Below are 26,408 nucleotides of genomic sequence, written 5' to 3'. Positions count from 1 at the left end.
TTGATGCGTTGTGGCTAGCCGGGTACTTTACCTGCTCTGGCTGCCTACTGTTATTACCTGCTTTCATTACCAGCTAAGGTCAAACCACGACCGCCATCCACTGCAATAATCTGCCCTGTGATATACGGGGCAGCTGCCAAAAATACCGCCACTTGCGCGATATCTTGCGGTGTGCCAATTCTTTTTAACGGTACGGCGCGGCAGATTTTGTCAATCGTTTCAGCGGTGAGCGCTTGCTCAGAGCCCTCTATGGGTAAAATGTTAATACCCGGCGCGATACCATTGACGCGGATATCGGGCGCTAGTTCGATTGCTAGCGACTGCACCATCATTTGGTGCGCGGCTTTTGCCATGTTATAGACCGTATAACCCCCAAATGGCTTGCCATTGGCGTGAATGTCCAAAATGCTGATAATGCAGCCTTGCGATTTTTTTAGATAAGGATATAAATATTGGCTGATAAATAACGGGGTTTGCGCATTGGTCAAAAATAAATTTTGCCAGTCTTGCTCAGAGATTTGACCAAAGGGCGTCGGATAAAACCGTGAGGCATTATGAACCAGACAATCCAATCGACCAAAACTGTTGATTATTCGCCAAGTCAATCGTGGCAGCGTTTCAAAATCCTCTAAATCCCCTTGCACGCTTTTTGCTGACTGGGGACGAATGGCATTACAGTAATCAACAAGTTCTATGGCTTCTGATTCACTGGTGTGGTAATGGATGATGATATTATAATTGGCTTGGTGCAGTGCCAGCACAAGCGCCCGACCAATTCGTTTGGCGCCACCTGTGACACACGCCACACGGCACGGATTGGATACTCCGCTCATCGCGGCTGGATTTAACATCATTTGCTACCTATGTCTATTTGATTAAGCGGTTTGTCGTTTTAATCATTCATGCTTTAATTCATATAAGCCCAATGGGTTGGGTTTTTTGGAATACCCCATGATTATCACACACCTTAAACGAGCGACACAACTTTATCAAGCGCTGCAGGATTATCAGCAAAGCACCCATGCTTTTAGCCAAAGCATCACCAAATGGCGCACCAAGTCCTAACGATTTACCTTAAATTTACATAAAAAAAGAGCAGGGCTTATCCTGCTCTTAATTTTTGACACTTAAAAATTAGTTAGCTTTAAAATAGTTAACTTTAAAAAAAATTAGTTACCTTGCTCAAGCGTTTGTTGATAGGCTTGGTCAAAATTGACTGGCGCAAGTAATAATTGTGGGAAGCTACCACGGGTCACAATGTCACTGACCACTTCACGGGCATAAGGGAACAATACGTTTGGACAATACGCACCTAAAATTGCGCCCAATTGTTCTTCAGGGATATTTTGCAACATAAAGATGCCCGCTTGGTGTACCTCTGCGATAAACGCGGTTTCACCACCGTTATTGGCAGTCACATTAACGGTTAATATTACTTGGTAGTGGTCATCGTCCAATTTTTCAGCGGCACTTGATAGGTTGATATCAAGCTCTGGTTGCCATTCACGGGTAAATACCTCTGCACCCGGTACTTCTAATGACATATCTTTAACATAGATACGTTCTAGCGCCAGTTGTGGTAAGTTTTGTTCGTCTGCCATGGTAGTGTCCTCAATTAACTGTTTTTACGTTGATTATAACAATATGACAGCTTTAACTTTTTCTAAAAACTAGTCTAAAAACTATCAACTGTATTTATAATGGGGGTTATTTATCTAGTAAAGTCTAGTAAAATTTTTTAATCTGCGAAATGTTAATCCGCTAATAGACCATCAAGTTTGCCTTGACGCTCAAGACCAGCGAGTTGGTCATAACCACCAATAAAATTATCGCCAATAAAAATTTGCGGTACTGTACGGTAATTATTGGTTTTTTGCGCCAACGCCTGACGTTCCTCTGTGGTCACATCATACATGTTAACTTCTTCAAATGCTTGGCCTTTGTTTTTTAATAGCATTTTAGCTTGCATACAGTAGGGGCACGTCGGTGTGGTATAAATTTTCACCATAGCCATAACAATCTCCTTATTTCTAGATTTTTTAAAATGGGTTAAAAGCTTATTATCAGATACCGATGAGATAAAAGCGTTATTGATGGTTATGGGGCTTGGCGATTTAAATTTCAAATTGTGAACAGCCAACCAATCTTATTTGGTTTTGCCGGACACGGTTTTTTCTACCACTAAAGGTAAACCTGCGGCTTGCCAATTGGTAATACCACCATCGAGACGATAAACGTTGTCGTTACCAATCATTGCCACTGCGGTACCCGCGGTCATACCCATTTGGCAAACGATGATAATAGGATGGTCAGCACTGCGAAGTGCGTCAACGTGATCTTTTAGCTCAGTAAACGGGATATTGCGGCTGCCTTTGATATAGCCTTTTTCAAAATCTTTTCGTGGGCGGATATCAATCAGCTGAGCGTTTTGGTTATTGACCATCAAGCCCACTGCATTTGGATTGATTTTTTTGCCGCCGCGTTTGTTCTCAAGCATAAAAAATAGCACAATTAGCACAAACATGGTGCCAAATAAAAATGGGTGATGACCCATAAACTCAAACCAACGTTCCAAGATATCCTCCACAGGGGCATGTCGTCAAAATTATCGTTCGATTGCCCATAAAAAATTGACTGTATTATAACGGTAGTTGTCAATTTTAAGAAACTTTTATTTAGTCTAATATTTAGTCTAAAATCGCAAGCTTAAAAATCCTGCGAGGCCGCTTCTTGTTGCAGAAGCACCAAATTCTCCACCCGCCTTGCTAGCACTTGCCCCTCTGACACCGCCTGCCACATCGCACAACTGGGCGTGGACTCGGTGTGTTTGCAATCGCGAAAACGGCAGTAGAGGGCAAGCGGCGCAAGCTCGATAAAGCCTTGCAAAATATCATCAGGGGTCAAATGCCAAAGCCCATATTCGCGAATACCGGGCGTATCAATAATGGCACCTTTGCTGAGCGCCATCGGGTCAAACGCTAAAAATCGGCTAGTGGTGGTAGTATGTTGACCCAACTGTGAAATGGTTGAAATTTCATTGACTGATTGTCCCGCAGCAGGCAATAACTGGTTGACCAAGCTGCTTTTGCCAACCCCTGATTGACCAGCAAAAATTACGTTCTTGCCGGCAACGGTGTTTTTTAGTTCGGTTAAATCACCATTTGATTGGGTCACCAAGGTGGCATAGCCAAGCTGTTGATAGGCTGACAGTAGCTCTAACACTTCGTTATGACTACCATCTGCCAACAAATCGGCTTTATTTAAAATTAGCAATGGGGTGATGTCTGAGTGATGGCAAGCCACCAAATACCTATCAATCAGCTGGGCAGACGGTAGCGGCAGCGGCGCAAATACGACTGCTAAAATATCAACATTGGCGGCGATGGGCTTGAGCTTGTGATAACGATCGGGGCGGTTGATGATGCTTTGTCTATCATAAATCGCTTCAATGCGTCCAAGCCCTGTATTTGGGTCAGCGACAAAACGGACTTTATCCCCAGTGGCAATCAGTGGCAAGTTGGTACGGGTGTGACAACGCCAAACACTGTGCAGGGTGATGGGTTGCCAAAACGGTTCTGGCTCGTCAGCGGCGACAATCGGTTTTTCAGGCAGGGTTTGCGGTAGGCTAGTGGCTTGAACTTCGAGCTGCTTGCCGAAGTTTGCGACAACAATGCCATCCATCAGCTGGGCATCGTCCAGCACTTGCTGGGATTTTTGTTGTTTTTGGATGCGGCGGGTTTGCTGGTCAGTGAGTTTACGTTTACGGATTAACGCCATACGCTATCTACTACATCAGCCACTAGGGGGTTTTTTACCATACTAACACCTTATAAAATTTTGCAATATCTTTAGACTCGCTACATGAGCACGCATGAGCAATCGCCAACAAAACCGATATTTTACCTGTAAAATCTGCTAAGATGGCGGATTATTTGTTAAAGAGTATGAAAAGGCAACAGTATGGCGGTTGATAAAAAACATCTGATTTGGATTGACCTTGAGATGACAGGTCTAGATACCCTCAACGATACCATCATCGAGATAGCGACGATAGTGACTGATAGTGAACTCAATATCTTAGCCGAAGGTCCTGTGTTTGCCATCCATACGCCTGACATTGTGCTCAACAGCATGGATGATTGGAACACGCGCCAACATGGGCAATCAGGACTGATTGACCGTATTCGCCGTAGTAACGTGACGATGGCTCAAGCAGAAACCGAAACCATTGCATTTTTGAGTAAATATGTCGAATCAGGACGCTCACCGATGTGTGGCAATTCGATTTGCCAAGACAGACGGTTTTTGGCACGTCAAATGCCAACGCTTGAACGGTTTTTTCATTACCGCAATTTAGATGTGTCAACGGTCAAAGAGTTGGCTTATCGCTGGCGCCCCGATATTTTGTCAAGCTTTGAGAAAAAAGGAAATCATTTGGCACTTGATGATATCCGTGATTCGATTCGTGAATTGCGCCATTATAAAGAGCACTTTTTTAAATTTATTGGTTAACAGTAAAATTTTTAAAACGATACAATTCATATCATAATACTTGAAATTATCCAAAATTTTAGGCATCATAAGCTGACAAAAGGAATTTGTTAGCTTGACTTGGTACAAGTAAATCTAGATAAAAGTAAATCAGAGCGAGTGTAAATCAGTAATAGTTGCGAGCCCATCGTCAAAAAACTGGTTGTATCAACTCAAATTTATTTTAAGCCAAATTTATTTGAAGTCAGCGCTATTTCAAGTCAGCGTTATTTTAAGCCAGTGGGTGACCGTTGACACTGGCACTCATTCCTATCTCATGGACGACATTAGGAGCCTGTCATGGACAATCTTGACACCCAAACCCCGCAATCTACCCATCCTGATTATCAAAACTACCGCTATCAAAGCTACCTGTATCAAAGCTACATTGACCAATTTAATATCGACGAACTTGAACAGCAAATCCTGCAAGGTTGCCGCATCAATGGTATCAACGCCTATGTGGAGTGTGTTGGTCGTCACGCCCAGTCTGATAAGGCAAATAAAGTCGCGCTAGTGCATGAAGACACTCAAGGTAATATCCATAAAATCACTTATGCGCAGCTCGATAAACTGAGCGGTAAAATGGCAAATCTGCTGACTTCTTTGGGGGTGGAAAAAGGCGATCGGGTATCAACCATGCTGCCCCGTACACCGACTTTGTTAGCAGTGATTGTGGGTGCATGGCGCATTGGTGCAGTATATCAGCCATTGTTTACCGCATTTGGTGTCGAAGCGATTGAATATCGCCTTGAAAAAGCCGCTACCAAAGTGGTTTTCACCGACAGCCATAACCGTGAAAAATTCAATGACATAAACCCACTACCAAACATGGTAATGGTGGGTAGCGAGCAAGCCGCCAAACAATATGGGGATTGGCATTTTGATAGCCTAATGGCAGCGCAAGGGGAAGACTTTGAACCTGTGATGCTAACAGGGGAAGATCCTTTTTTGCAAATGTTTACTTCAGGTACCGTGGGCAAGTCAAAAGGTGTGGCAGTACCAGTTAAAGCGCTAACCGCATTTTATTTGTATATGGTACACGCAGTGGGTCTAAGCGATAATGATCAGTTTTGGAATATGGCTGACCCAGGTTGGGCCTATGGCTTGTATTATGCGATTACAGGACCTTTGCTAGTGGGTGCTACTACCCACTTTAATGAGTCAGGGTTTGATGCCAAGCATACATTAGATTTTATCAAAAATCATAAAATCACTAATTTAGCATCATCGCCCACCGCATTTCGTATGATGAAATCAAGTGGTGTTTTTGACAATAAAGCTGATGAGTTACCGCTATTGACGCGTATTAGCTCAGCGGGTGAGACGTTAAATACCGAAGTGGTGACGTGGATTAATGACCATCTTGGCGCATCTATTCTTGACCATTATGGACAAACCGAATTGGGGATGGCGTGCTGCTGTCATCATAAGTTAACCCATGATCAGCCAATTGGCTCAATGGGTATGCCATTGCCAGGTTATCGCTTGGCGGTACTCGATGAAAACTTTAATGAAGTAGGCGCAGGCGTACAAGGTCAGCTAGCTGTTGATGTGGCAAACTCGCCATCCTTATTTTTCCAAGGCTATACGTGGAACGAAAAGAATCCGTTTGAAAATGGCTATTATCTGACGGGCGATATGGTCGAACAGCATGATGATGGCACTTTTTGGTTTGTCGGGCGTGATGACGATATTATTACCACCGCAGGGTATCGCGTGGGTCCTACAGATGTCGAGAATACGGTAATGGAACACCCGTCGGTAGCCGAGACCGCGGCGATTGGCGTGCCAGATGACATACGCGGTCACATCATCAAATCCTATGTTGTACTCAAAGACGGCTATAGCGCTAATGACCAGTTAGCCAAAGACATCCAAAGCTTGGTGCATGCACGGTTATCTGCCCATGCGTATCCACGTATCGTTGAGTTTATCGATGCCTTGCCAAAAACCCCAAGCGGTAAAGTGCAGCGTTTTATGCTGCGTAGCATGAGCGTGGCGCACTAACAAAAATTTTATCCCTATGCAAAAGAGTAGCTAGCGTTAGCTAGGCTTTTTTTATCAACAAAAAATAACAGATTAACGGAAAAACAATGCAATTACAAAATAATACATTTTTAGTCACAGGCGGCGCGTCAGGTCTAGGTGAAGCGACAACCCGTTATTTGGTGGCGCATGGCGCAAATGTCATCATCGCCGATCTGAACCAAGAAGCCGGTGATAAATTAGTGGCTGAATTGGGCGACAACGTGATTTTTGCAAAATGTGACGTCACCAGCGAAGCGGATGTCAAAAACGCGATTGAGGTGGGTGTGACCAAATTTGGTAAATTATCAGGGTCAATCAACTGTGCTGGTATCGTGGTGGTGCAAAAATTACTGGACAAAGAAGGCAATCCAGCCGATTTAACCACCTTTGCCCGTGGTATACAGATTAACCTCATCGGCACTTTTAATGTGGCGCGACTGGCGGCGGCGGCGATGGCAAAAAATACTGCAGACAGTAATGAAGATAAAGGTGTGATTATCAACACCGCTTCAATTGCCGCATTCGATGGTCAGGTCGGACAGGGCAGTTACTCGTCATCCAAAGCAGGTGTGGTGGGCTTAACCTTGCCACTCGCGCGTGAGCTGCAGCGCCATCAAATACGTATCATGACCATCGCCCCAGGGGTGTTCGGCACACCGATGATGGCAAGCCTGCCAGAAGCTGCCCGTACCAGTCTTGAGCAAGCCGTGCCTTTTCCCAAACGTTTGGGCAACCCAGAAGAATTTGCTAAATTGGTGGTACACATCATCGAAAATAGCTATCTCAATGGCGACGTCATTCGTTTGGACGGCGCTATTCGCATGGGTTAATTCAGGCGATTGTTGCCAGTCACTGGGCACAGTGACTGGCAACAGAGACTATCAACTTAACCATTTAAAAAAGCCACTCTGAGGAAGATTGGCTTTTTTTTATTAACAATTTCACCGGGACTATTTGGTGAGTATTAGGCGGTTATTACGGGTCAATCGAAGACGGTATTCTTCGCCGTCATGCTGAATGCGAATCTCTTTGGTCAGCGCAAATAAATGATTGGAATATAGCGTAGGCAAGGAACTTTGTTGGATGAGATTGGCGCGATTTAATAAATGTAGCATAGGATACTCCTTTTCTCTGGAAGTGGGGCGAATAGTGTTTTTAATTGATAATGATTATCATTTATATTTAATGGGTCGTCAAGTGACTTTTTTCACTTTTTCATCAAATCTAATGCTTTATAATGGGTAACAATCAACAGTTTGAGAAAAATATGTCAAAAGTCGTTAATGTGGCAGTCGCGGTGATACATTTTAACAATCAATATCTACTGGGATTTCGCCATACCAATCAACACCAAGGCAATCGCTATGAATTTGTTGGGGGGAAAATTGAGCCAGATGAAACCCCAAAACAAGGGTTAGTCCGTGAAGTCCATGAAGAGATTGGCTTGGATATCGCGCAAAATACCGCAGTCAAAATGGGGGTGATACGCCATGATTATGCTGATAAAAGCGTGGCATTGCACGTTTTTAAAATTCAAGTGAGTCAAGCCCAGTTTGATGGTTTACAACAGGGTATAGGCAAGGAGGGTCAAGCGGTCACATGGGTGCACCAGTCAGACTTAGTCGCCAATCAGTACCCGCTGCCCGATGCCAATGCCCGCATTTTAGAGTGGTTAAAATTGCCTCGTGCGATTTATATCACGCAGCCTTTAGATAGCTTTGTTAGTGTGGATAAGTGGGTTGATTTTTATAGCCAAAAACTGCCCGACGATGCCCATTGTTATCTTCGCCCGCAAACCAGCGATGAAAATGCCACCGCTATAATTGATGGCTTGCTAACGATAAGGGCGGATATCACCCCGATTATTCAATATGCAACACTAGCGTGCTTATTTGAGTGCTTACCTGAGCGCTTATTTAAGCGTTTAGATGCGTGGTTAAAAAACGGCATGGTACATTTGAATCACCAACAACTCATGACGCTGGATTTCTCAAGTTTATCAAAAAATTATCGCTATTTTGCCAGTTGCCATGACCAACATAGCCTAAGCAGATTAAATGCCTTGGCAACCTCGCATACTGTCATGGGCTGTTTTTTATCCCCGGTGAAAGCCACACCGACACATCCAGAAACCTTTCAAAGTGGGGGCATGGGCTGGCAAACCTTGGGTGAATTGGCAAAAATCTGTGATGTGCCGGTGTTTGCGCTGGGCGGGGTGGGGCAGGCAGATTTAGCCACCGCCTATGAGCATGGGGCGATGGGAATCGCGGGTATTCGGTTATTGGTCGACAAGGTATAAAAAGTAGCCAACAGGTTGACTTTTTGTTACAACTTGGTGACATACTTTGTGGGCGGTAGAGCGATTTGCTTTATTAATTTACTTTTTTAACTTGCTTTTTTAACTTGCTTTTTAACTGAGTTGGTTTGTTAGCGAAACTGTGTACAATCTTTAACCTAATGAAAAAAGCCCATAAGCGTTTGGGCGTTTGCTATTTAACAATAGCGCATTCGTTGTAACAACTGGCTGACAAAAAATGCCCCAATAGTCACCGTTTGAGCGTTTATTTTGGGCTAAAATGACTACTTTAATGCGCAATAACACTGAGTAAAATAAGGTGATATAGACAATGAAAATAATGAGTAAAAAAACGCTAGCAGCGGCAGGTATTGCAGGTACATTAATTGCGATGAGTGCTTGTTCCACTACACCGACAACCGAAACCACCGCCAAGTCCACAGGCGTTGGTAAAGCTCAGGCAGTGCAAAGCGTTGATTTAAACCGTTATGCGGGCAAATGGTACGAAATTGCCCGTTTGCCGATGTTTTTTCAGCGTAACTGTGCCAGTGATGTCACCGCCACTTACACCCTACAACCGACAGGCAAGGTGGAAGTCAATAACCAATGTATGGGCAAAGATGGCAAACCCATGCAAAGCATTGGTGAAGCCACCAAAAATGGCGACAGTGGCAGTAAACTTAAAGTTACTTTCTTGCCGCAAGGACTGCGTTGGTTGCCTGTTGGTAAAGCCGATTATTGGGTGCTTGCTTTAGACCCCAATTATAACCATGCGTTGGTGGGTACGCCAAATCAAAAATACTTGTGGATTTTGTCACGCACGCCCACGATAGATGAAGACACTTATCAAACAATGGTCGCTACCGCAAAATCTCAAGGCTACGATGTCAGTAAATTGCAAAAAACCGCACAAAATAGCCGATAAGCTAGGTAGTTGAAACACCCTGCTTTAAAATTGCTAAAACGCCTAAATTCCGTTACAATTTAGGCGTTTATTTATTGCTGCATTTTCCACAGATTTTATTTTTCCTTCACAAAAAAAGGTCATACTATGTCTGCCAATCTTTACCAAGACCACCTCACTACTCGCAAAAATCAAGAAGCCCAAGCGGTTCAGTTACTAGTTGAGCTAAATACCCTAGCCAATAAAGGCGTCAATGTGTTGTTTTTTGGCAACCGCATTGCCCTAAACCTTGTTGATATCATCGCTCATCATGACAAAAACGCCCTTAACATCGCTGATACACTCGCTTTTGCCACCGCGTTAAACGACCAAAATCTAAGCCATACCACGGTGGACTTGGGTCAAGCGCTAAAATCAGGCAAACAAGCCGGCAGCTTTACTAGCGGTGAGGAAGTGCCTGCGACAGATGTCGTGTTGTATGGTTTTGGTCGTATCGGTCGTATCTTGGCTCGTTTGCTGATGAGCCGTCCTGCCTCAGACAAAGGCTTACAATTAAAAGCCATCGTCGTTCGTCCAGCCGGTGAAGCCGATTTGGAAAAACGTGCAAGCTTGCTTGAGCGTGACTCGGTACATGGCTGGTTTGATGGCTCAGTGGTGGTTGATAAAGCAAACAGCGGTATCATCGCCAACGGTCGTTTCATCAAAGTCATTTATGCTTCTGACCCAAGCGAAATCGACTACACGTCTTATGGTATCGACAATGCCTTAATCATTGACAACACCGGTAAATGGAAAGATGAAGCAGGTCTTGGCAAGCATTTACAGTCAAAAGGTGCCAAAAAAGTGCTATTGACTGCGCCAGCGTCGGGTGATATCAAAAACATCGTTTATAATGTCAATGATGACACCATCGGCAGTGATACCATCGTGTCAGCGGCAAGCTGTACCACCAATGCGATTACCCCTACGCTCAAACTCTTAAACGATAAATACGGCATTGAAAACGGTCACATGGAAACCATCCATGCGTTCACCAATGACCAAAACTTGGTTGATAACCACCATAAAGCCGAGCGTCGTGGGCGTGCTGCAACCTTAAATATGGTGATGACTAGCACAGGCGCTGCCAAAGCGGTCAGTAAAGCGATTCCAGAACTAAAAGGCAAATTGTCAGGTAGCTCGGTACGTGTACCAACGCCAAACGTGAGCCTTGCGATTTTGAATTTGAATTTCAAAAACCCAGTCAATTCAAGCGATGAACTCAATGCCTTTATCAAAGAAGCCACTGAGAGCGAACAATGGCAAGCGCAAATTGCTTATTCAGATTCGGATGAAGCGGTTTCTACCGACTTTGTGGGCTGCGAAAAAGTGGCGATTTGGGACGCCAAATCTACGCTTGCGCAAGACAACCGTGCCGTGATGTACCTATGGTATGACAACGAAATGGGCTATAGCACCCAAGTATTGCGTGTCGCTGAAACCATGGCAAAAAATGCCTAAGTGTTCCTAAGCGTTAAGGACGATGACAAAACCGCTCAATTTTGGGCGGTTTTTTATTGGATAAAATTTTAAACATCGATTGTTCAAATTTTTCTTGCTAAAATTCATGCTATAATATTTGGTTATTCAAGAATTTAAGGAAAGTCTTCAATGCGTTTTATCGATGAAGCAATCGTAACAGTCAAAGCAGGCGATGGCGGCAATGGTATCGTCAGTTTTCGCCGAGAAAAATACGTCCCCAAAGGCGGCCCCGATGGCGGTGATGGCGGCAAAGGCGGTGATGTGTACGTGGTGTGCGACGACAACACCAACACCCTCGTCGATTACCGGTTTACGCGTCGCTATGATGCCAAGCGCGGCGAAAATGGTGGTGCCAAAAACTGTTCAGGTCGTGGCGCGGATGATATCTATCTATCTGTGCCCATCGGTACCACCGTGGTTGATACCGAAACAGGTGAAGTGTTAGCGGACTTGACCAAAAAAGGGCAAACGGCGAGGATTGCCAAAGGCGGTGACGGCGGACAAGGCAATACCCATTTTAAAACCTCCACCAATCAAGCACCACGACGTGCCACCCCAGGTTTCCCAGGCGAATTAAAAGTCTTGAAGTTTGAGCTAAAAGTGGTGGCGGACGTGGGTCTTATTGGTCTGCCAAATGCGGGTAAATCCACCTTTATCCGTCAAGTCTCTGCTGCCAAACCCAAAGTTGCCAATTATCCGTTTACCACTTTGGTGCCCAATCTAGGTGTCGTGGATGTGGGTAAACACCGCTCGTTTGTCATGGCAGATATCCCAGGTCTGATTGAAGGCGCATCTGAAGGGGCAGGACTGGGTATCCGCTTTTTAAAACACGTCGCTCGTACACGTCGATTATTGCATCTTGTCGATGTACAGCCCATTGATGGTAGCGACCCTGTGGCAAATGCCCAAGTGATTTTTAATGAGTTAGAAAAATTCTCGCCAGAGCTGTCAAAACTGCCACAGATTTTGATTTTAAATAAAATCGACCAAGTGCCTGAAGAGGCATTAAACCAACTTTGCACCCACATCGTGGCAGAGCTTGGTTGGACAGGGATGGTTTTTCGTACTTCCACGCTCACCGGGGAAGGGGTTGATGCCGTGGTTTGGCATTTGATGAACGAAATCGAGCAAGAGCGCGAGATGGAAGAAACCGATCCCGACTTTGCTGAAAGTCAGCGTTTGCGTTTTGAACGACTGGAAGCGGAAGTGCGCGCCAATACGGAAGAACAAAAAGAAGCGTATCGTGCCAAACGTAAAGCTGAGCGTGAAGGTCGCGCATTGGATGAAGATGATTTTGATGACGACGACTACGATGACGATGATGGCGTGGAAGTGGTCTACGCACCTTAGCGGTGATTGAAATAGCTTTAAAAAGGTTAGCGCGGGCTAACCTTTTTTATTAGATAAATTTAGATAAGGACAGGTCATTTTTTTAATGCTTTGACAATGTGGGGTAATTCACCATAAAACACCCCAATGCCTGTTCCCATCAAGCCATGATTGGCAAGCGAAATAGTCGACACGCGAATGACAGGCAAATCATGCCAACCAAAATGGGTCGCCAATAAATATTTAAGATACTCGGTGCTTTCATGATGCCCCGTATCTGTCAAATAGATAAACGCGGGTTGATTTGCGGCAAATTTTTCGACGGTTTTTCCCATGGTAGTCAGGGTTTTTTCAAGCTTACGCACTTTTTCTACCGCGACAATCTCGCCAATTTGATTAATTTGCATAATCGGTTTGATATCAAATAAGTTGGCGACAAAGGCGGCAGGGGCGGACAATTTTTTGTTGCGAATAATATAGTCCAAGTCGCTGAGGGTAAATAAAAACTCACTGCGACGTCGCAAATCGTCAAGTTTTTTTGCCACGTTTTCAAACGATTCACCTTGCTCAATCAACACTTTTGCCTCGTACGCCAGCGCCCCTTCAGCAATATTAAGTGTTTTGGTGTCATACACAAAGATGTGCAGACGATTGGCATAATGTACTTTGAGTTCTTCGAGCATGGGCAAAGTTTGGCTAAATTTGGACGAGATGCCGCAAACAAATACCTCAGTGACCCCGCGAGCAATCAAATCATTAAACAACAGATGCATCTCATGGATGGATGGCGGAAATGTCCTCGCCACCGATTTGAGGTTGGTTTTCATAATGCTTGCTAGACGTTCACTGGTGATATTTTTACCATCGATAAAATCAACGTTATTGATGTTTACGTGTAAGCGCAGAATGTCCATGCCTTGCGACAATCCGAGGGCTTCAAGACAAGATGAGGAAGTGGTGACAACAGCTCTTTTCATAAATTTGATAAACCCAGTAGCCCATGAAGATGAGCAAATTTATATAAAAGCAAAGTTGATAGCAAGTTATCCTCATCTAAATTGAGAAAACTTCAAGTCGATATTTTTTAGTTGACAATGTCAATTTGTTTTTCCAATGGTTGCTACTTAATTGGGATAAAAATGCGTATGATAAAAACATGTGATATTTAACGGATACCGGCATCGAATTAGCATTTATAAAGCCAGTAAAAATTGTTACAATGCTCAGCCAAGCCATTATGGCATTTAATTTGATTAAAAAATTGCACTTGACTGATTATGACTGCCAACTTATGACTGCCACCGCCTCATCTAGCTCAACTAAAAAAGCCCTTAAGTCCAACACCATTGTGGTAAAAATTGGCTCATCGCTACTGACCAATAATGGTAAAGGCTTGGATCGCACCGCAATTTATGAATGGGCGAAGCAAATTGCCAAGCTGCATAATGAAGGCTACCAAGTATTGCTAGTGTCCTCAGGAGCAGTGGCAGAAGGGGTGGTGCGGATGAATTTGGAAGAACGCCCCAAAAAACTACAAGCCTTGCAAGCCTGCGCCGCCATTGGGCAGATGGGCTTGATTGAAACTTGGTGGTCGGCGTTGATTCAGTATGGTGTACAAAGCGCGCAGTTGCTACTGACACATGACGATCTTGCCAATCGAAATCGTTATCTCAATACCGCCAATACGTTAAATCAGCTACTTGAATGGCGAGTGCTACCGGTCATTAACGAAAATGACACCGTCAGTGTCGATGAAATCAAATTTGGTGATAATGACAGTCTAGGTGCGATGGTGGCAGCCATGGTCAAAGCCGATTTATACATTATATTGACCGACCAGCAAGGCGTATTCACCGATAACCCTCGCACCAACCCGGATGCCAAGCTGATTAAGAGCGAACGGGCAATGGCAGATTATTTGTTTGACGTGGCGGGAGATGGCGGCAAATTGGGTCGTGGCGGGATGATGACCAAAATTCGTGCGGCAAGGCTTGCGGCAATGGGTGGTTGTCCCACCGTGATTGTCAGCGGCAGCATCGATAACGTGATTAATCGCGTGGTCAAAGGGGAATCCTTAGGTACGATGCTCACCACCAATGACGATGATAAACGCATTGCCAAAAAACAATGGCTAGCCGCGCATCTGCGTATGGCAGGTCGCTTGGTGATTGACGATGGCGCAGTGGATGCCATCATTAAAAATAACAAAAGCTTATTGCCTGTCGGGGTGATTGAAGTGCAAGGTGATTTTGATGAGGGCGATGTGGTGGAGTGCGTTGATAAAACAGGGGTGCGTATCGCGGTCGGTCAGGTGGATTTCTCATCAAATGAAGCTAAGCGCATCGCTCGCAAACGCAATAGCGACATCGAAGCGATTTTGGGTAAAAATGAGGAACGGCACGTGATGGTACATCGTGATAATATGGCGATTATCGTATAATTTTCGACAATTCTTGATTGAAATTTAACTACTTTTAGACTGATACAATATTAATTTTACCCAATAGTATTTTTATCCAAGATTATTTTTAAAGGCAATGACATGACCCATAACTTTCCGATGTTAAAAAATGACCGCATTTTAAGAGCCATGCGTTTTGAATCTGTGGATGTGACCCCTGTGTGGATGATGCGACAAGCCGGTCGATATTTGCCTGAGTATAAACAAACCCGTGCCCAAGCCGGTGATTTTCTATCGCTTTGCAAAAATACCGATTTGGCGACGGAAGTCACCATTCAGCCATTTCGCCGTTTTGAGTTGGATGCGGCGATTTTGTTTAGTGATATTTTAACCATTCCTGATGCGCTCGGTTTGGGTCTGTATTTTGAGGCAGGGGAAGGTCCAAAATTTCACAAAACTGTCAGAAGCATGGCAGAGGTTGAAGCATTGCCAAACGTCGTGATGGCAGATGCACTCGACTATGTGATGAAAGCGGTGACCAGTATTCGTCATGCGCTGGCAGGTCGTGCGCCATTATTTGGCTTCTCAGGTAGTCCGTGGACGCTGGCGACCTATATGATTGAAGGCGGTAGTTCTAAAGAATACCGCTATGCCAAAGCCATGTTGTATGGCGAGCCTGAGACCTTGCATGCGCTGCTCGCTAAAATCACCGATGCCGTGATTGATTATTTGCTAGCGCAAATAGCAGCAGGGGCACAGTTAGTACAAATTTTTGATAGTTGGGGCGGGGCATTGGCACACCGCCAATTTGTTGAATTCTCACACCATTACAACACTAAAATTGTGACGGCAATCAAAGCAACATACCCAGAGGTACCTGTAGTACTGTTTACCAAAGGTGGCGGATTGTGGTTAGATACCCAATGCCATAGTGGCGCGGATGCGCTAGGGCTTGATTGGACGATGCCACTGGATAGAGCCCGCAGCATCGTCTTTGAACAGCAAAAAGCATTGACCAAATTGCACAAAAAGCTGCATACAGGCATCGCGCTGCAAGGTAATCTTGACCCCGCGACATTATTTGCATCGCCTGAGCATATTCGCCAGCAGACGCATTTGATGCTACAGGACGCCTACAGCCTCGGTGATAAAACAGGCTATATAGCAAACTTAGGTCACGGCATTAACCAATGGGTTAATCCTGACCATGCCAAAGCTTTTATTGATGCGGTGCATGAATATAAACTTTAATAATAATATCAGGAGACGACCATGATCAAAGTAGGTATTGTCGGTGGCACAGGCTACACTGGCGTAGAGCTAATTCGACTATTGAGTCGTCATCCACAGGCACAAGTTACGATGCTGACATCGCGCTCAGAAGCGGGCAGGCGCGTCGATGATATGTTTCCAAGTTTGCGGGGCGTGACCGATTTAACGTTTTCGGATTTGGATGAAAAAAAATTAGCAGCATGTGATGTGGTATTTTTTGCTACGCCACACGGCGTTGCGATGAAGCATGCCAGATTTTTAACTGAAAATGGTACTAAAGTCATCGATTTGGCGGCAGATTTTCGTTTGCAGTCGCTACAAGATTTTGAAGCTTGGTATAAACTTGAACATGCTTGCCCCGATATTTTAAAAGACGCTGTGTATGGGTTACCCGAAGTCAATCGTGATGCCATTGCCAAAGCCAAGGTCATTGGCAACCCAGGTTGTTATCCCACCACGGCGATTTTGGGGTTAAAACCGCTAATCGATGCCCAAAACAGCCAGCAGCAGGCATTGATTGAGCCTTGGATTATTATTGATGCCAAATCAGGCGTCTCAGGTGCAGGTCGCCAAGCCAAAATGAATTTATTATTTAGCGAGACATCGGATAGTTTTAGCGCCTATGGCGTGGCAGGTCACCGTCACGCTCCAGAGATTACCCAAGGGATTGACCAAATATTGGGTCAAAGCAAGCGCTTTCAGCCGCATGATATCCGCTTTGTACCCCATTTAGTACCCATGATTCGCGGTATGTTTACCACGATTCATGTTCGCTTGACGGCGGCAGGTCAAGCATTGGATTTACAATCCTTATATGAAACCAGCTATCAAAATGAATATTTTGTAGACGTCATGCCAAAAGGGATGTACCCAGATACCCGTAGTGTACGCGGTAGCAATTATTTAAGAATTGCGGTGCAAACACTAGACAATAGCCCGATGGCGACAATTTTGGTGGTACAAGATAATTTGGTCAAAGGTGCGGCAGGACAAGCCGTGCAAAATATGAACGTGATGTTTGGGCTTGCAGAGCAAACAGGATTGGCATTGGTCGCCGTCGTGCCTTAAATTATTTCTTTAATAAGTTGTTTTCTTAAGCTATTTATGGTCAGCCTGTTTAGAAATATTAATGCCATAACAAGCATTGCTTTATTTTTTTTAGTCAAAAAAATATGACGCTATGATGAAATGGGCTAACTTTATTATTTTTTCGGTTAATAAATTTAGCTGAATTCATCATAATTTTTGTTTATAATGGGATTCGCTTTAATGGATGTCATATTCATCAACCCTTTTTGAGCTATCATCAGTACTGTGATTATCCATGTTTTGATCGTTTTTCAATTTGAGTATCTCTATGGATTTGCCCGAAGATCATAACTCTTCTCAATCTTTGCCAGAAGCACAACGCAATTATATTGCCCAACCCAACAAGGTGTCTGGGTGGTTGATTGCGTTTGGGGTTAGTTTGTTGTTAGTTGCCATCATTGCACTGGTATTAGGTCAACGCATTGGTTATCATCGCGGCTTAAGCTTTGCTGCTGAAGAAGCGAAAAAAACCGCCGCAGGTCTTGAAATCTCAGCAGAAAACATCAAATCATTAAAGCTAAAATCTGATACGTTGCAAAGCCAATTAACCACCGCGCAGCAAGAGCGTGATATCAGCTTGGCGAACCTATCAGCATTGCGTACCGATATTCAAGATCTAAAAGTGACCAACTTACAGCTTGAACAAGGTCAGCAATTCTTAACCACGTCGCTTGCTAAAAAAGGCGGTATGAGTTTACAAGTCATCGGGGCAAAAATCGCACCGTTGCCAGAAAATGCCTATGAATACCGCTTTGATGTCGGTATGGTCGATCCGTCAAATCAGCCAAAAAATTTGATACCAAAATTGACCTTGCTCGATGAAGTTAATATGGTCGAAGTGCCATTGCAACCCAATAGTTATTCGATTCATGGGATTGCAAGAATTCGCGGGCGTTTTTTGATGCCCAAAAACTTTGTACCCAAACAAGTGAAACTTGAATTAACCGCCGGCAACCAAAAAACTGAGCAAGTGTATGATTGGCAACTCGGTCAACCGATTGATAACATGCCATATACGCTTGAAGAAACGCCTGAAGCGGATAAACGACCCGTGAGTTCGACCGACAGCACGCCAGTAGCAAGCACAGCCAATACGCAAAAACCTGCCGCAACGACTGCTGCAAAGTAGTATAATCAATGTTTAATCTAATCTTAGGTAAATGTTCAATTAATGATGCTTCAAACGCTTAATTTTTCTCGTCAATCAGTCGTATCACAGCCAACCACCACGAATATGGATTGGCATCTACCGGCATGGTTGCCAACACAGTCCCCTAAACAGCCACTTAGCCAATCACCAAATTCATTGCCAGCCCGTTTGACCGACATAGAAGGCGAGCCAAATACCGACCCCGTCGAAGATGTGCTATTGGCTGACCCTGAACTTAAAAAACCACAGATGTATGCGGTGGTCATGTATAACGATGACTATACGCCAATGGAATTTGTGGTGGATGTTTTACAAAATCATTTTAAACATACGCTAGATTCAGCTATCAGTATTATGCTTGCCATTCATCACCAAGGCAAAGGAATTGCCGGTATATACCCTAAGGACATCGCAGAAACCAAAGCCCAAGCCGTCAACCGTGAAGCGCGTCAGGCAGGCTATCCGTTACTGAGTCAAATCGAACCACAAGGTTAGTGGCAGTTTGCTATTTAACCCCGTTTTATTTTTGGTGGCACCTCCTTTCTATTTTTTATTCATCATTGAATTTTTTGCCATTTTAAAACCCGCCATTAACTACGTTTTATCACTTGAATTTATTAGCAATGTCATTATATTAAACGTAATGATTTTGATTTTTCCCATTTTGTCATCTTTCATTTTTACTTCCTTTTAACCGAACTTAGCATGATTAGCCAGATATCCATAAGATATTTGGTGCTGAGGTGACGGCAAATGAAACTTGAGAAAACATCAACGCAAATAACCATCAATAGCAATAACGACGTCAAACCAATCAATTAGATAACGCATGATTTTTCAAGTAGGACAAAATCAAAAACCGTCGGTGACAAGTATTAAGGACATCTTATGTTAAGTTTAGAATTACAAAGCACGTTGCGGTTGGTAGTGACACTCGCAAAACAGCGTGCACACGAATATTTAACGGTCGAGCATCTGCTATTGGCACTGTTAGAAAATGAAAATGCGGTAGAAGCCTTGGTGGCTTGTGCAGTCAATGTGGATCAGCTTGGCAAAGATTTGACCCAGTATATTGATGAACATACCCCAACGGTCGATATCAACGAAGATTACTCGCCACAACCAACGCGCAGTTTTGACCGTATCTTGCAGCGTGCGATTTTTCATGTGCAATCGGTTGCCAGCAGCCGTTTGGTAGAAGGTTCAGATTTGCTAGTGTCGATGTTCTCAGAGCATGACACCTACGCGGTATACTTGCTTAAAAAACAAGGGGTTACGCGGCTTGAGTTAACCCAGTACCTATCGCATGGCCAAGACAAAAAAGTACGCGACAAATTAACTAGTGTTGAAACTGAAGAAACGGGTGAAAAAGCTAATAAAGACCCATTGACTGAATTTACCATTAATCTCAATCAAAAAGCCTCTACGGGCGGCACTGATCCGTTAATTGGTCGCCAAGCAGAAATCGAGCGTACCGCGCAGATTTTATGCCGTCGCCGCAAAAATAATCCCCTACTGGTGGGTGACCCAGGGGTGGGTAAAACGTCGATTGCTGAAGGATTGGCATGGCTAATTGTCAATGACAAAGCACCGAAACCATTATCAGGCTGTGTGGTTTATAGTTTAGATATTGGTGCCCTGATTGCCGGTACAAAATACCGCGGTGATTTTGAAAAACGGATGAAAGCGCTATTAGATGCCTTAAAAGCTAAGCCCAATGCGATTTTATTTATTGATGAAATCCATATGATTATCGGCGCAGGCTCATCGATGAGCAGCAATATGGATGTGTCAAATTTAATCAAACCTGCGTTGGCATCAGGTGAGCTGCGTTGTATCGGCTCAACCACCTTTACCGAATACCGCCAAGTGTTTGAAAAAGACCATGCCTTAAGTCGTCGTTTCCAAAAAGTTGATGTTAACGAGCCATCGATTGATGAAACGATTGATATTCTACGCGGTCTGAAAAAACAATATGAGAAATTCCATAACGTAAGTTATACCGATCAGGCGCTACAAAGTGCTGTGCATTTGGCGGTAAAACACATTCACGAACGCTTTTTGCCTGACAAAGCCATTGATGTGATTGATGAAGCGGGTGCATTTGTTCGCCTGCAAAAACAAGCTGAAAATCAGGTTGAATCTAGTGTGGACAGCAATCAATCCGTTGATGCCGTCGCAAATGACAAGCTATCAAATCAGCCTGTGGTGGATGAAGACGCACTTGTCGATGATTTGGATGCTAGCCATGCAGCAGATGGTGTTGTCGAACCTGAAGCTATGTTAAGCGAAGCCGATAATAAAGTAATTGATGCGGCACAACAAGATGGCGAAGTGGTGATTGATGTCCCGCAAATTGAATACATTATCTCAAAAATTGCGCGCATCCCGCCAAAATCAGTCTCAACGGATGACAAATCGGTGCTGCAAAATCTTGAAAGCAACCTAAAACATCTGGTGTTTGGTCAAGATGAAGCCATCAAAAACTTGGCAGATGCCATCAAGTTGTCACGTGCAGGCTTAAAACCAGATGATAAACCGATTGGTTCGTTTATGTTTGCCGGTCCTACGGGTGTCGGTAAAACTGAAGTCAGTCGTCAGTTAGCGAATTTGTTAGGCATTGAGCTGGTTCGTTTTGATATGTCTGAGTATATGGAAGCACATACGGCGTCACGCTTGATTGGGGCACCGCCAGGCTATGTGGGCTTTGATCAGGGTGGTTTATTAACCGAGAAAATCAATCAATTCCCGCATTGTGTACTATTGCTAGATGAGATTGAAAAAGCCCATCCTGATGTATTTAACTTACTGCTTCAAGTGATGGATCATGGCTCGCTCACTGACAATAACGGCCGTACATCAAGCTTTAAACAAGTGATACTGATCATGACCACCAATGTCGGTGCTGATAGCATCAGTCGCAACAGCATGGGCTTTACCAAACAAGACCATAGCCGCGACAATAGTGAAGCGATGAAACGGATGTTTACCCCAGAGTTTCGCAATCGTTTAGATGCCATCATTCAATTTAACCCATTGGATCAAAATGTCATTGTATCTGTGGTTGATAAGTTCTTGGTTGAGCTGCAAGCCCAGCTCGATGACAAAAAAGTGGTGCTTGAAATTGATGATGAGGTCAGAAATTATCTGGCAGAAAAAGGTTACGATCGTCTCATGGGTGCACGCCCAATGAACCGCTTGATTCAAGATGAAATCAAAAAACCATTGGCAGAGCAAATATTATTTGGTGATCTGGTCAATGGCGGTACGGTGTCGATTCGTATGAATGCCGATAAAACAGCGATTGAGCTTGTGCCCATTGATGAAAAGCAAATCGATAATGTTTAGTAATGTCTAGTATAAAAAAAGGAGCCACTGAGCTCCTTTTTTTTATGCCTACTGATGATGTTTAATGACTATATTTAATGACCATCGCTAATGATTATAATTAATGATTATACAAAACCAAATTTGGGTTTTTCTGCTTGTTTCTCTCGATAGGACAGATGATCCATGTTGGTTAGCTCTGCCAATGAGTGCGGTTTATTGACGGTGATAGCTTTATCAATCGATGCCAAAAACGCGTTGGATTTTTTAACGGACAATTCTTTGAATTTATACTCAGCTATCAATCGACCTTTACGCAGCAGCGCGGGGTCAATTTTTGAGATATCGGAGTTAAAGGTACAAATAAACTGACACTCCAACACATCCGACAGCATACCATCAGCAATGTTCAAAATCGCCGATACCACATCGGTATTGGCGTTATCAATGCTACGTTCGGCAATGTAGTTTTCACAGTCTTCAAGCACTAATACCGAGTTTTTATTATCCACCAATAGTGACATAAATTCAGGGTTGGTCAAATACCCAATCATAGTAGTGGGCACAAAGATGAATTTTTTATTAGGCACTTGGCTGGTTAGCCATTTGATATAGTTGGTTTTACCTGAGCCCGCCACGCCATGCAACAGTACCACGCCTTTACCATCGTGATTGAGTGACTCTTTGATATGCTGATGCACAGGCAGAAAATCCTCGTGATACATGGTATCTAAATTGATGGGAAATGGCTTGATACGATGGGTTTTAAACACAAAACCATGGACTTCTTTAAGTAAAATCGATACTTTAGCCTCTTGCGAGACATACTTTTGCAAGTATTCATCAAACACGTTTTTGACACTTGCCGCCGAATGCGGATTGGTCGAAATATAGTAAATACTGACGACTTTTAACAAGCCTGACTCAAAGATGTATTCGTCATAGTCATTTGACAAATCTTCATTGGTGAGCATGAACACTTCATATTTGGGATGAAAATAACAAGCTTCACGCTCATACAAGGTATTATTTTTATGCGAATAGGCGACGGTAGTAAAATCGGTGCAACGCTCAAAATCTTTAAGCTGCTCTTTGCGAATCACCATATCATGGTTGCCAACATGCACCCCAGGGAAAATATCATCGAGTAGCGACTCAAAAGGGTTATATTTGCTAGCGTATTGGATGTTGTCTTCAATAAGTTGAACAGTATAGGGCGGCTCAGAGGAGGCGCTGAGCAGCTTTCGCGGCTGGTAATAGGGCGATTGTAAAATTTTCATAGGAATATAGGCTTGTAAAAGGCAGTAGAAAAATTAACATAGTTAGCAATAAACAAGCTAACTATAGAGATGGGGCAGTTAATACTAGATGCAAGCTAAAAAGTAGCTAGTTGGCAATCAGTTAAAAAATTTTTAGCAATACAGTGAGCAACATACTGGCTAACAGTAAGCAATGGTGAGATAAGATGGACAGGAATTTTAGGCATAAAAAAACCTGCGAGAGGCAGGTTAATTTAACTAATACCGATTTGAGTGGTGGGGCTGAAGAGACTCGAACTCTTACACCTCGCGGCGCTGGAACCTAAATCCAGTGCGTCTACCAATTTCGCCACAGCCCCATGAGTTGCCTCAAAGTGTTGACTCAATATTTGTATCAGTGTCTTTGTGGTTGGCTATTATATAGAAAATTTTCGCTTTGGCAAGGGGTTTTTTAAAAAAATCGCATTTTTTTATTGGTTAAGTAAAATTTTTAGCGCATTGATAATATTCGATAAGTCATTAATACGGTTTTCCACGCGTTTTGCCAGCAGCTTGTCGATAAAAGGCTGGCAAGCTTGGCAAGCAAATTCTGATAGCTGATGATTTGGGCCTAAAAAAGGCACGGGCTGTTGGCAATGCGCGATTGCCCAACCAGGATAATCATCTGCCATAAAAGGCAGATATCCCATCAATAATTCATACCATACCACCCCCAAGCTATAGTAGTCGCTAAACTTGTCAACAGGCTGTCCTGTGAATTGCTCAGGACTCATATAGGCAGGCGTACCAGCAGTGTAAGTTTTGCAGTTGAGTGAGGTATTTTTTGCCATAGCATCGCTAAGAGCAATATTATTGAAATCAATATCACTAAAACTAAAATCACTCAGACCAAAATCAATTAACACCACCTCAAGATTGGGTTTTACAATAAAGTTAGCGGGTTTGAGATCCAAATGCATCAGCCCAAATTGATGTAGACGGTTGACCACTTGGCAACTATGTAAAAAAATGGTCATTTTTTGCGGAAGATTAAGTATTGGCAATTTAGCATGCGCATATATCAAGGATTTTAACGTCTCGCCTGGATGATACGACATGATTAGACACGGACTAACAGATTGCTGCGGCTGCTGTTGGTCAAAGATGAGGGTATCAGGTAGAAGGTTTGAAGCATACAGCGTGGGAATGCCGCTTGTCGCATGGGTGCTGTAAATCGCTAGACTTTGGCAATGATGAAGGGCGTTAATTTCCTGCTCAAAATGGGCGAGATTGGTTGCATTAAAGTGAGGTAGTAATTGTTTAACGACAACGGCAGTAGGCGGGGAGTGAGTTGAATGCCATACCCCATACCAAAGCTCGGTATGGTTGAGTGGATTTGAAGGTGATAGTGGCTGTAAGTCAGTAACGAGCGACTGACAGCCATTTTTTATGATAACCAGTGCTGGGTGAGTTGACCTTGTCTCAATCATGATGGCTTAACGGGTCTGCCTTCAATCAACTGCTGGTATTTTCGGGTCACAGTATTGCGCCCCCAACCCAGTAGGTCAGCCGCTTGTCCTTTATGTTGAGCAGTATGGGCGAGTGCCACTTCAAGCAAACATTTCTCAAACATCGGATAAGCGGTTTGCAATATGTCATACTGTCCTTCAGCCAATGCTTGTTGTGCCCAAATTTGCAGTGGCGTGATCCAATCTGCGGTTGCGCCAGTTTGTGGTGCGTGCAAGGTCGGTATGACCGTCGTAGCGGATAAAGGCGTTGGCAGCTCACTCGAATGGACATTCAGATTAGCACTAGCACTGGGGCTGTTACTCGGAGCTGGCAAAGATGACGGATGTTCGCTAGCAGGTGCCTCAAACTGAGTGTCAGGCTGATAGTTATGTGTCGTATGTGTATTGGGCTCACGCGTAGTTACAGGCTTGCTATCTTGTAATTCAAACGCTTGTAAAATCTCGGGTGGCAAATCACTCGGCTGAATGGTTTGCCCTGTTGTCATCACACTGAGCCAGCGGCAGGTATTTTCAAGTTGACGCACGTTACCTTGCCAAGGATAGCTTTGCAAAATATGCATCGCAGACGGCGTGATGGTTTTGGTCGAGGTATGCATGCTTTTGGCGATATTTTGCATAAAAAAATCGATTAACAGCGGAATGTCTTCGCGGCGCTCACGTAGGGAAGGTAGCGCCAGTCGAATGACATTGAGCCGATAAAACAAATCTTCACGAAACTTGCCTTGCTGCACCAGAGTTTCTAGGTTTTGATGGGTCGCTGCGATGATACGTACGTCGACTTTAATGGGTTTGAGCCCACCGACACGGTAAAACTCACCATTTGCTAAGACGCGCAGCAAACGCGTTTGGGTCGGTAAAGGCATGTCGCCGATTTCATCCAAAAATAAAGTGCCGCCATGCGCCTGCTCAAAACGCCCTTGGCGCGTGGTAGTCGCACCCGTAAACGCGCCTTTTTCATGACCAAATAGTTCAGCTTCAATCAAATCATGCGGAATCGCCGCCATATTGAGGGCGATAAATGGTTTGGATTTGCGTGGCGAATGTTCGTGTAAGGCACTGGCAATCAGCTCTTTACCCGTACCCGATTCGCCTGTGATGAGTACTGTCATCGGCATATGCGACAAGCGACCAATCGCACGAAATACTTTTTGCATGGCAATCGATTGCCCGATGATGCCCGATGGGTTGGTGGTGGTTTTTTCTGGCTCGGCTGCCACGGGTTCAGTTGGCGGCTGCTGTGAATCACGAATCAGAGAGTCGTTGTAGTTCTCAGCCTTACTGCGCTTTTGTGTTTGGTTTGACTGGCTTTGCAGGCAAGCTTTTTTCACCATGGCAATGGCATCATCCAACTCAAACGGCTTGGGTAAGTAATCAAACGCGCCTGATTGATAGCTATCCACTGCAGACTGCACATCGGCATGCGCGGTCATGATGATGACAGGAATTTGTGCAAAGGCTTGTTTGATTTTACTGCTAAAGTCCAATCCGTTCATCATCGGCATTCGAATATCGGTAACGATGACGCTGGGCAGGGAGGCACTATTGTCACTCTTCGGTTGGCTGTCTTGCCCGCTATCTTGTAGCAGCCGCCACGCCGATTGCGCATTGCCAAAGGTTTGCACTTGAAACCCGCTATCTGTCAGCGTATCTTCCAAAATCATGCGTAGCGCTTGGTCGTCATCGATGACCCAAACAATAGGCTCGGTGGTTGGCGTTTTATTATTGGTATAAGTCATATAAAAACCCTATATGGGAAACTGTATTGGTTTAAACATTATTGATTGAAAAATT

23 protein-coding genes and 1 tRNA gene are annotated in these 26,408 nt (G+C 44.1%); 13 read left to right on the top strand and 11 right to left on the bottom strand.

What is annotated here, in order from left to right; all coding sequences use genetic code 11:
- Positions 1–53: 53 nt before the first annotated feature.
- From H9W84_RS07285 to rsgA, 5 genes are all read right to left on the bottom strand, one after another.
- Positions 54–854, bottom strand: a complete 801-nt coding sequence (locus H9W84_RS07285) for a pteridine reductase (protein WP_239742749.1) — start codon at positions 852–854, stop codon at positions 54–56.
- Positions 855–1,169: 315 nt separating this feature from the next.
- Positions 1,170–1,601 (bottom strand): protein-export chaperone SecB, encoded by a 432-nt coding sequence (secB, locus tag H9W84_RS07280; protein WP_050325070.1) that lies wholly within the window; start codon positions 1,599–1,601, stop codon positions 1,170–1,172.
- Positions 1,602–1,753: 152 nt separating this feature from the next.
- Complete coding sequence (grxC, locus tag H9W84_RS07275) at positions 1,754–2,014, bottom strand: glutaredoxin 3 (RefSeq protein WP_036589920.1); 261 nt, start codon at positions 2,012–2,014, stop codon at positions 1,754–1,756.
- Between the two features lie 132 nt (positions 2,015–2,146).
- On the bottom strand, positions 2,147–2,575 hold the full coding sequence (locus H9W84_RS07270; protein ID WP_007114958.1) for a rhodanese-like domain-containing protein: 429 nt from the start codon (positions 2,573–2,575) through the stop codon (positions 2,147–2,149).
- Positions 2,576–2,706: 131 nt separating this feature from the next.
- Positions 2,707–3,777, bottom strand: coding sequence for a ribosome small subunit-dependent GTPase A (gene rsgA, locus H9W84_RS07265; RefSeq protein WP_144917854.1), 1,071 nt, complete (start codon positions 3,775–3,777; stop codon positions 2,707–2,709).
- Positions 3,778–3,960: 183 nt separating this feature from the next.
- On the opposite strand from rsgA, the gene orn reads away from it, so the two are divergent.
- The 3 genes from orn (at position 3,961) to H9W84_RS07250 (ending at position 7,391) form a co-directional block, all read left to right on the top strand.
- Positions 3,961–4,512, top strand: coding sequence for an oligoribonuclease (gene orn, locus H9W84_RS07260; protein WP_065252875.1), 552 nt, complete (start codon positions 3,961–3,963; stop codon positions 4,510–4,512).
- A 318-nt stretch (positions 4,513–4,830) separates the two neighbouring features.
- A complete protein-coding gene (locus H9W84_RS07255; protein ID WP_239742747.1) occupies positions 4,831–6,540 on the top strand; it encodes an AMP-binding protein in 1,710 nt (569 codons plus the stop codon).
- A gap of 86 nt (positions 6,541–6,626) precedes the next feature.
- On the top strand, positions 6,627–7,391 hold the full coding sequence (locus H9W84_RS07250) for an SDR family NAD(P)-dependent oxidoreductase (protein ID WP_239742745.1): 765 nt from the start codon (positions 6,627–6,629) through the stop codon (positions 7,389–7,391).
- Positions 7,392–7,511: 120 nt separating this feature from the next.
- Here H9W84_RS07250 and hemP read toward each other — a convergent pair whose 3' ends face one another.
- On the bottom strand, positions 7,512–7,676 hold the full coding sequence (gene hemP / locus H9W84_RS07245) for a hemin uptake protein HemP (RefSeq protein ID WP_007114963.1): 165 nt from the start codon (positions 7,674–7,676) through the stop codon (positions 7,512–7,514).
- Between the two features lie 152 nt (positions 7,677–7,828).
- On the opposite strand from hemP, the gene H9W84_RS07240 reads away from it, so the two are divergent.
- The 4 genes from H9W84_RS07240 to obgE all read left to right on the top strand — a co-directional run bounded on the left by H9W84_RS07240 (position 7,829) and on the right by obgE (position 12,632).
- Entirely contained in the window at positions 7,829–8,860 is a 1,032-nt protein-coding gene (locus H9W84_RS07240) for an NUDIX domain-containing protein (protein WP_239742743.1), read from the top strand.
- Positions 8,861–9,188: 328 nt separating this feature from the next.
- The gene (locus tag H9W84_RS07235) at positions 9,189–9,782 is read left to right on the top strand and encodes a lipocalin family protein (protein ID WP_007114965.1); all 594 of its coding nucleotides are present in this window, start codon (positions 9,189–9,191) and stop codon (positions 9,780–9,782) included.
- 126 nt (positions 9,783–9,908) lie between these two features.
- Complete coding sequence (locus tag H9W84_RS07230; RefSeq protein WP_239742741.1) at positions 9,909–11,261, top strand: glyceraldehyde-3-phosphate dehydrogenase; 1,353 nt, start codon at positions 9,909–9,911, stop codon at positions 11,259–11,261.
- 150 nt (positions 11,262–11,411) lie between these two features.
- Positions 11,412–12,632, top strand: coding sequence for a GTPase ObgE (gene obgE / locus H9W84_RS07225; protein WP_050325079.1), 1,221 nt, complete (start codon positions 11,412–11,414; stop codon positions 12,630–12,632).
- 74 nt (positions 12,633–12,706) lie between these two features.
- On the opposite strand, the gene H9W84_RS07220 is transcribed toward obgE, so the two are convergent.
- Entirely contained in the window at positions 12,707–13,588 is an 882-nt protein-coding gene (locus H9W84_RS07220) for a DegV family protein (protein ID WP_239742740.1), read from the bottom strand.
- Positions 13,589–13,902: 314 nt separating this feature from the next.
- Between H9W84_RS07220 and proB the strand changes: the two genes are divergently transcribed.
- The 6 genes from proB (at position 13,903) to clpA (ending at position 21,871) form a co-directional block, all read left to right on the top strand.
- A complete protein-coding gene (gene proB, locus H9W84_RS07215; RefSeq protein ID WP_239742737.1) occupies positions 13,903–15,051 on the top strand; it encodes a glutamate 5-kinase in 1,149 nt (382 codons plus the stop codon).
- A 102-nt stretch (positions 15,052–15,153) separates the two neighbouring features.
- On the top strand, positions 15,154–16,263 hold the full coding sequence (hemE, locus tag H9W84_RS07210) for a uroporphyrinogen decarboxylase (protein WP_239742735.1): 1,110 nt from the start codon (positions 15,154–15,156) through the stop codon (positions 16,261–16,263).
- A gap of 21 nt (positions 16,264–16,284) precedes the next feature.
- Positions 16,285–17,352: an N-acetyl-gamma-glutamyl-phosphate reductase gene (gene argC, locus H9W84_RS07205; protein ID WP_239742733.1), complete on the top strand. Its 1,068-nt coding sequence runs from the start codon at positions 16,285–16,287 to the stop codon at positions 17,350–17,352.
- Between the two features lie 289 nt (positions 17,353–17,641).
- Entirely contained in the window at positions 17,642–18,502 is an 861-nt protein-coding gene (locus tag H9W84_RS07200; RefSeq protein ID WP_239742731.1) for a hypothetical protein, read from the top strand.
- Between the two features lie 42 nt (positions 18,503–18,544).
- Positions 18,545–19,018, top strand: coding sequence for an ATP-dependent Clp protease adaptor ClpS (locus H9W84_RS07195; RefSeq protein ID WP_239742729.1), 474 nt, complete (start codon positions 18,545–18,547; stop codon positions 19,016–19,018).
- Positions 19,019–19,411: 393 nt separating this feature from the next.
- The gene (clpA, locus tag H9W84_RS07190) at positions 19,412–21,871 is read left to right on the top strand and encodes an ATP-dependent Clp protease ATP-binding subunit ClpA (protein WP_076774081.1); all 2,460 of its coding nucleotides are present in this window, start codon (positions 19,412–19,414) and stop codon (positions 21,869–21,871) included.
- A 107-nt stretch (positions 21,872–21,978) separates the two neighbouring features.
- On the opposite strand, the gene H9W84_RS07185 is transcribed toward clpA, so the two are convergent.
- The 4 genes from H9W84_RS07185 to H9W84_RS07170 all read right to left on the bottom strand — a co-directional run bounded on the left by H9W84_RS07185 (position 21,979) and on the right by H9W84_RS07170 (position 26,353).
- The gene (locus H9W84_RS07185; RefSeq protein ID WP_239742727.1) at positions 21,979–23,130 is read right to left on the bottom strand and encodes an AAA family ATPase; all 1,152 of its coding nucleotides are present in this window, start codon (positions 23,128–23,130) and stop codon (positions 21,979–21,981) included.
- Between the two features lie 253 nt (positions 23,131–23,383).
- Positions 23,384–23,468, bottom strand: a tRNA-Leu gene (locus H9W84_RS07180).
- A gap of 111 nt (positions 23,469–23,579) precedes the next feature.
- Positions 23,580–24,578, bottom strand: coding sequence for a serine/threonine-protein kinase (locus H9W84_RS07175; RefSeq protein ID WP_239742725.1), 999 nt, complete (start codon positions 24,576–24,578; stop codon positions 23,580–23,582).
- Positions 24,575–26,353, bottom strand: a complete 1,779-nt coding sequence (locus tag H9W84_RS07170) for a sigma 54-interacting transcriptional regulator (RefSeq protein WP_239742723.1) — start codon at positions 26,351–26,353, stop codon at positions 24,575–24,577. The genes H9W84_RS07175 and H9W84_RS07170 overlap by 4 nt, the downstream gene beginning before the upstream one ends.
- Between the last annotated feature and the right edge of the window lie 55 nt (positions 26,354–26,408).

The organism is Moraxella tetraodonis (assembly GCF_022359095.1).
GTDB lineage: Bacteria > Pseudomonadota > Gammaproteobacteria > Pseudomonadales > Moraxellaceae > Faucicola > Faucicola tetraodonis.
The sequence above is the reverse complement of the archived record's forward strand: the minus strand, read 5'-3'. Positions and strand labels throughout refer to the sequence as shown.

Excerpts from the sequence above, each read along its gene's own strand:
- H9W84_RS07250 (WP_239742745.1), top strand. The coding sequence starts at position 6,627 with ATGCAATTACAAAATAATACATTTTTAGTCACAGGCGGCGCGTCAGGT.
- secB (WP_050325070.1), bottom strand. The coding sequence starts at position 1,601 with ATGGCAGACGAACAAAACTTACCACAACTGGCGCTAGAACGTATCTAT.
- obgE (WP_050325079.1), top strand. The coding sequence starts at position 11,412 with ATGCGTTTTATCGATGAAGCAATCGTAACAGTCAAAGCAGGCGATGGC.
- H9W84_RS07175 (WP_239742725.1), bottom strand. The coding sequence starts at position 24,578 with ATGATTGAGACAAGGTCAACTCACCCAGCACTGGTTATCATAAAAAAT.
- H9W84_RS07230 (WP_239742741.1), top strand. The coding sequence starts at position 9,909 with ATGTCTGCCAATCTTTACCAAGACCACCTCACTACTCGCAAAAATCAA.
- H9W84_RS07240 (WP_239742743.1), top strand. The coding sequence starts at position 7,829 with ATGTCAAAAGTCGTTAATGTGGCAGTCGCGGTGATACATTTTAACAAT.
- proB (WP_239742737.1), top strand. The coding sequence starts at position 13,903 with ATGACTGCCACCGCCTCATCTAGCTCAACTAAAAAAGCCCTTAAGTCC.
- hemP (WP_007114963.1), bottom strand. The coding sequence starts at position 7,676 with ATGCTACATTTATTAAATCGCGCCAATCTCATCCAACAAAGTTCCTTG.
- rsgA (WP_144917854.1), bottom strand. The coding sequence starts at position 3,777 with ATGGCGTTAATCCGTAAACGTAAACTCACTGACCAGCAAACCCGCCGC.
- argC (WP_239742733.1), top strand. The coding sequence starts at position 16,285 with ATGATCAAAGTAGGTATTGTCGGTGGCACAGGCTACACTGGCGTAGAG.
- H9W84_RS07220 (WP_239742740.1), bottom strand. The coding sequence starts at position 13,588 with ATGAAAAGAGCTGTTGTCACCACTTCCTCATCTTGTCTTGAAGCCCTC.
- clpA (WP_076774081.1), top strand. The coding sequence starts at position 19,412 with ATGTTAAGTTTAGAATTACAAAGCACGTTGCGGTTGGTAGTGACACTC.
- H9W84_RS07195 (WP_239742729.1), top strand. The coding sequence starts at position 18,545 with ATGATGCTTCAAACGCTTAATTTTTCTCGTCAATCAGTCGTATCACAG.
- H9W84_RS07200 (WP_239742731.1), top strand. The coding sequence starts at position 17,642 with ATGGATTTGCCCGAAGATCATAACTCTTCTCAATCTTTGCCAGAAGCA.
- hemE (WP_239742735.1), top strand. The coding sequence starts at position 15,154 with ATGACCCATAACTTTCCGATGTTAAAAAATGACCGCATTTTAAGAGCC.
- H9W84_RS07235 (WP_007114965.1), top strand. The coding sequence starts at position 9,189 with ATGAAAATAATGAGTAAAAAAACGCTAGCAGCGGCAGGTATTGCAGGT.
- H9W84_RS07255 (WP_239742747.1), top strand. The coding sequence starts at position 4,831 with ATGGACAATCTTGACACCCAAACCCCGCAATCTACCCATCCTGATTAT.
- grxC (WP_036589920.1), bottom strand. The coding sequence starts at position 2,014 with ATGGCTATGGTGAAAATTTATACCACACCGACGTGCCCCTACTGTATG.
- H9W84_RS07285 (WP_239742749.1), bottom strand. The coding sequence starts at position 854 with ATGATGTTAAATCCAGCCGCGATGAGCGGAGTATCCAATCCGTGCCGT.
- H9W84_RS07185 (WP_239742727.1), bottom strand. The coding sequence starts at position 23,130 with ATGAAAATTTTACAATCGCCCTATTACCAGCCGCGAAAGCTGCTCAGC.
- orn (WP_065252875.1), top strand. The coding sequence starts at position 3,961 with ATGGCGGTTGATAAAAAACATCTGATTTGGATTGACCTTGAGATGACA.
- H9W84_RS07170 (WP_239742723.1), bottom strand. The coding sequence starts at position 26,353 with ATGACTTATACCAATAATAAAACGCCAACCACCGAGCCTATTGTTTGG.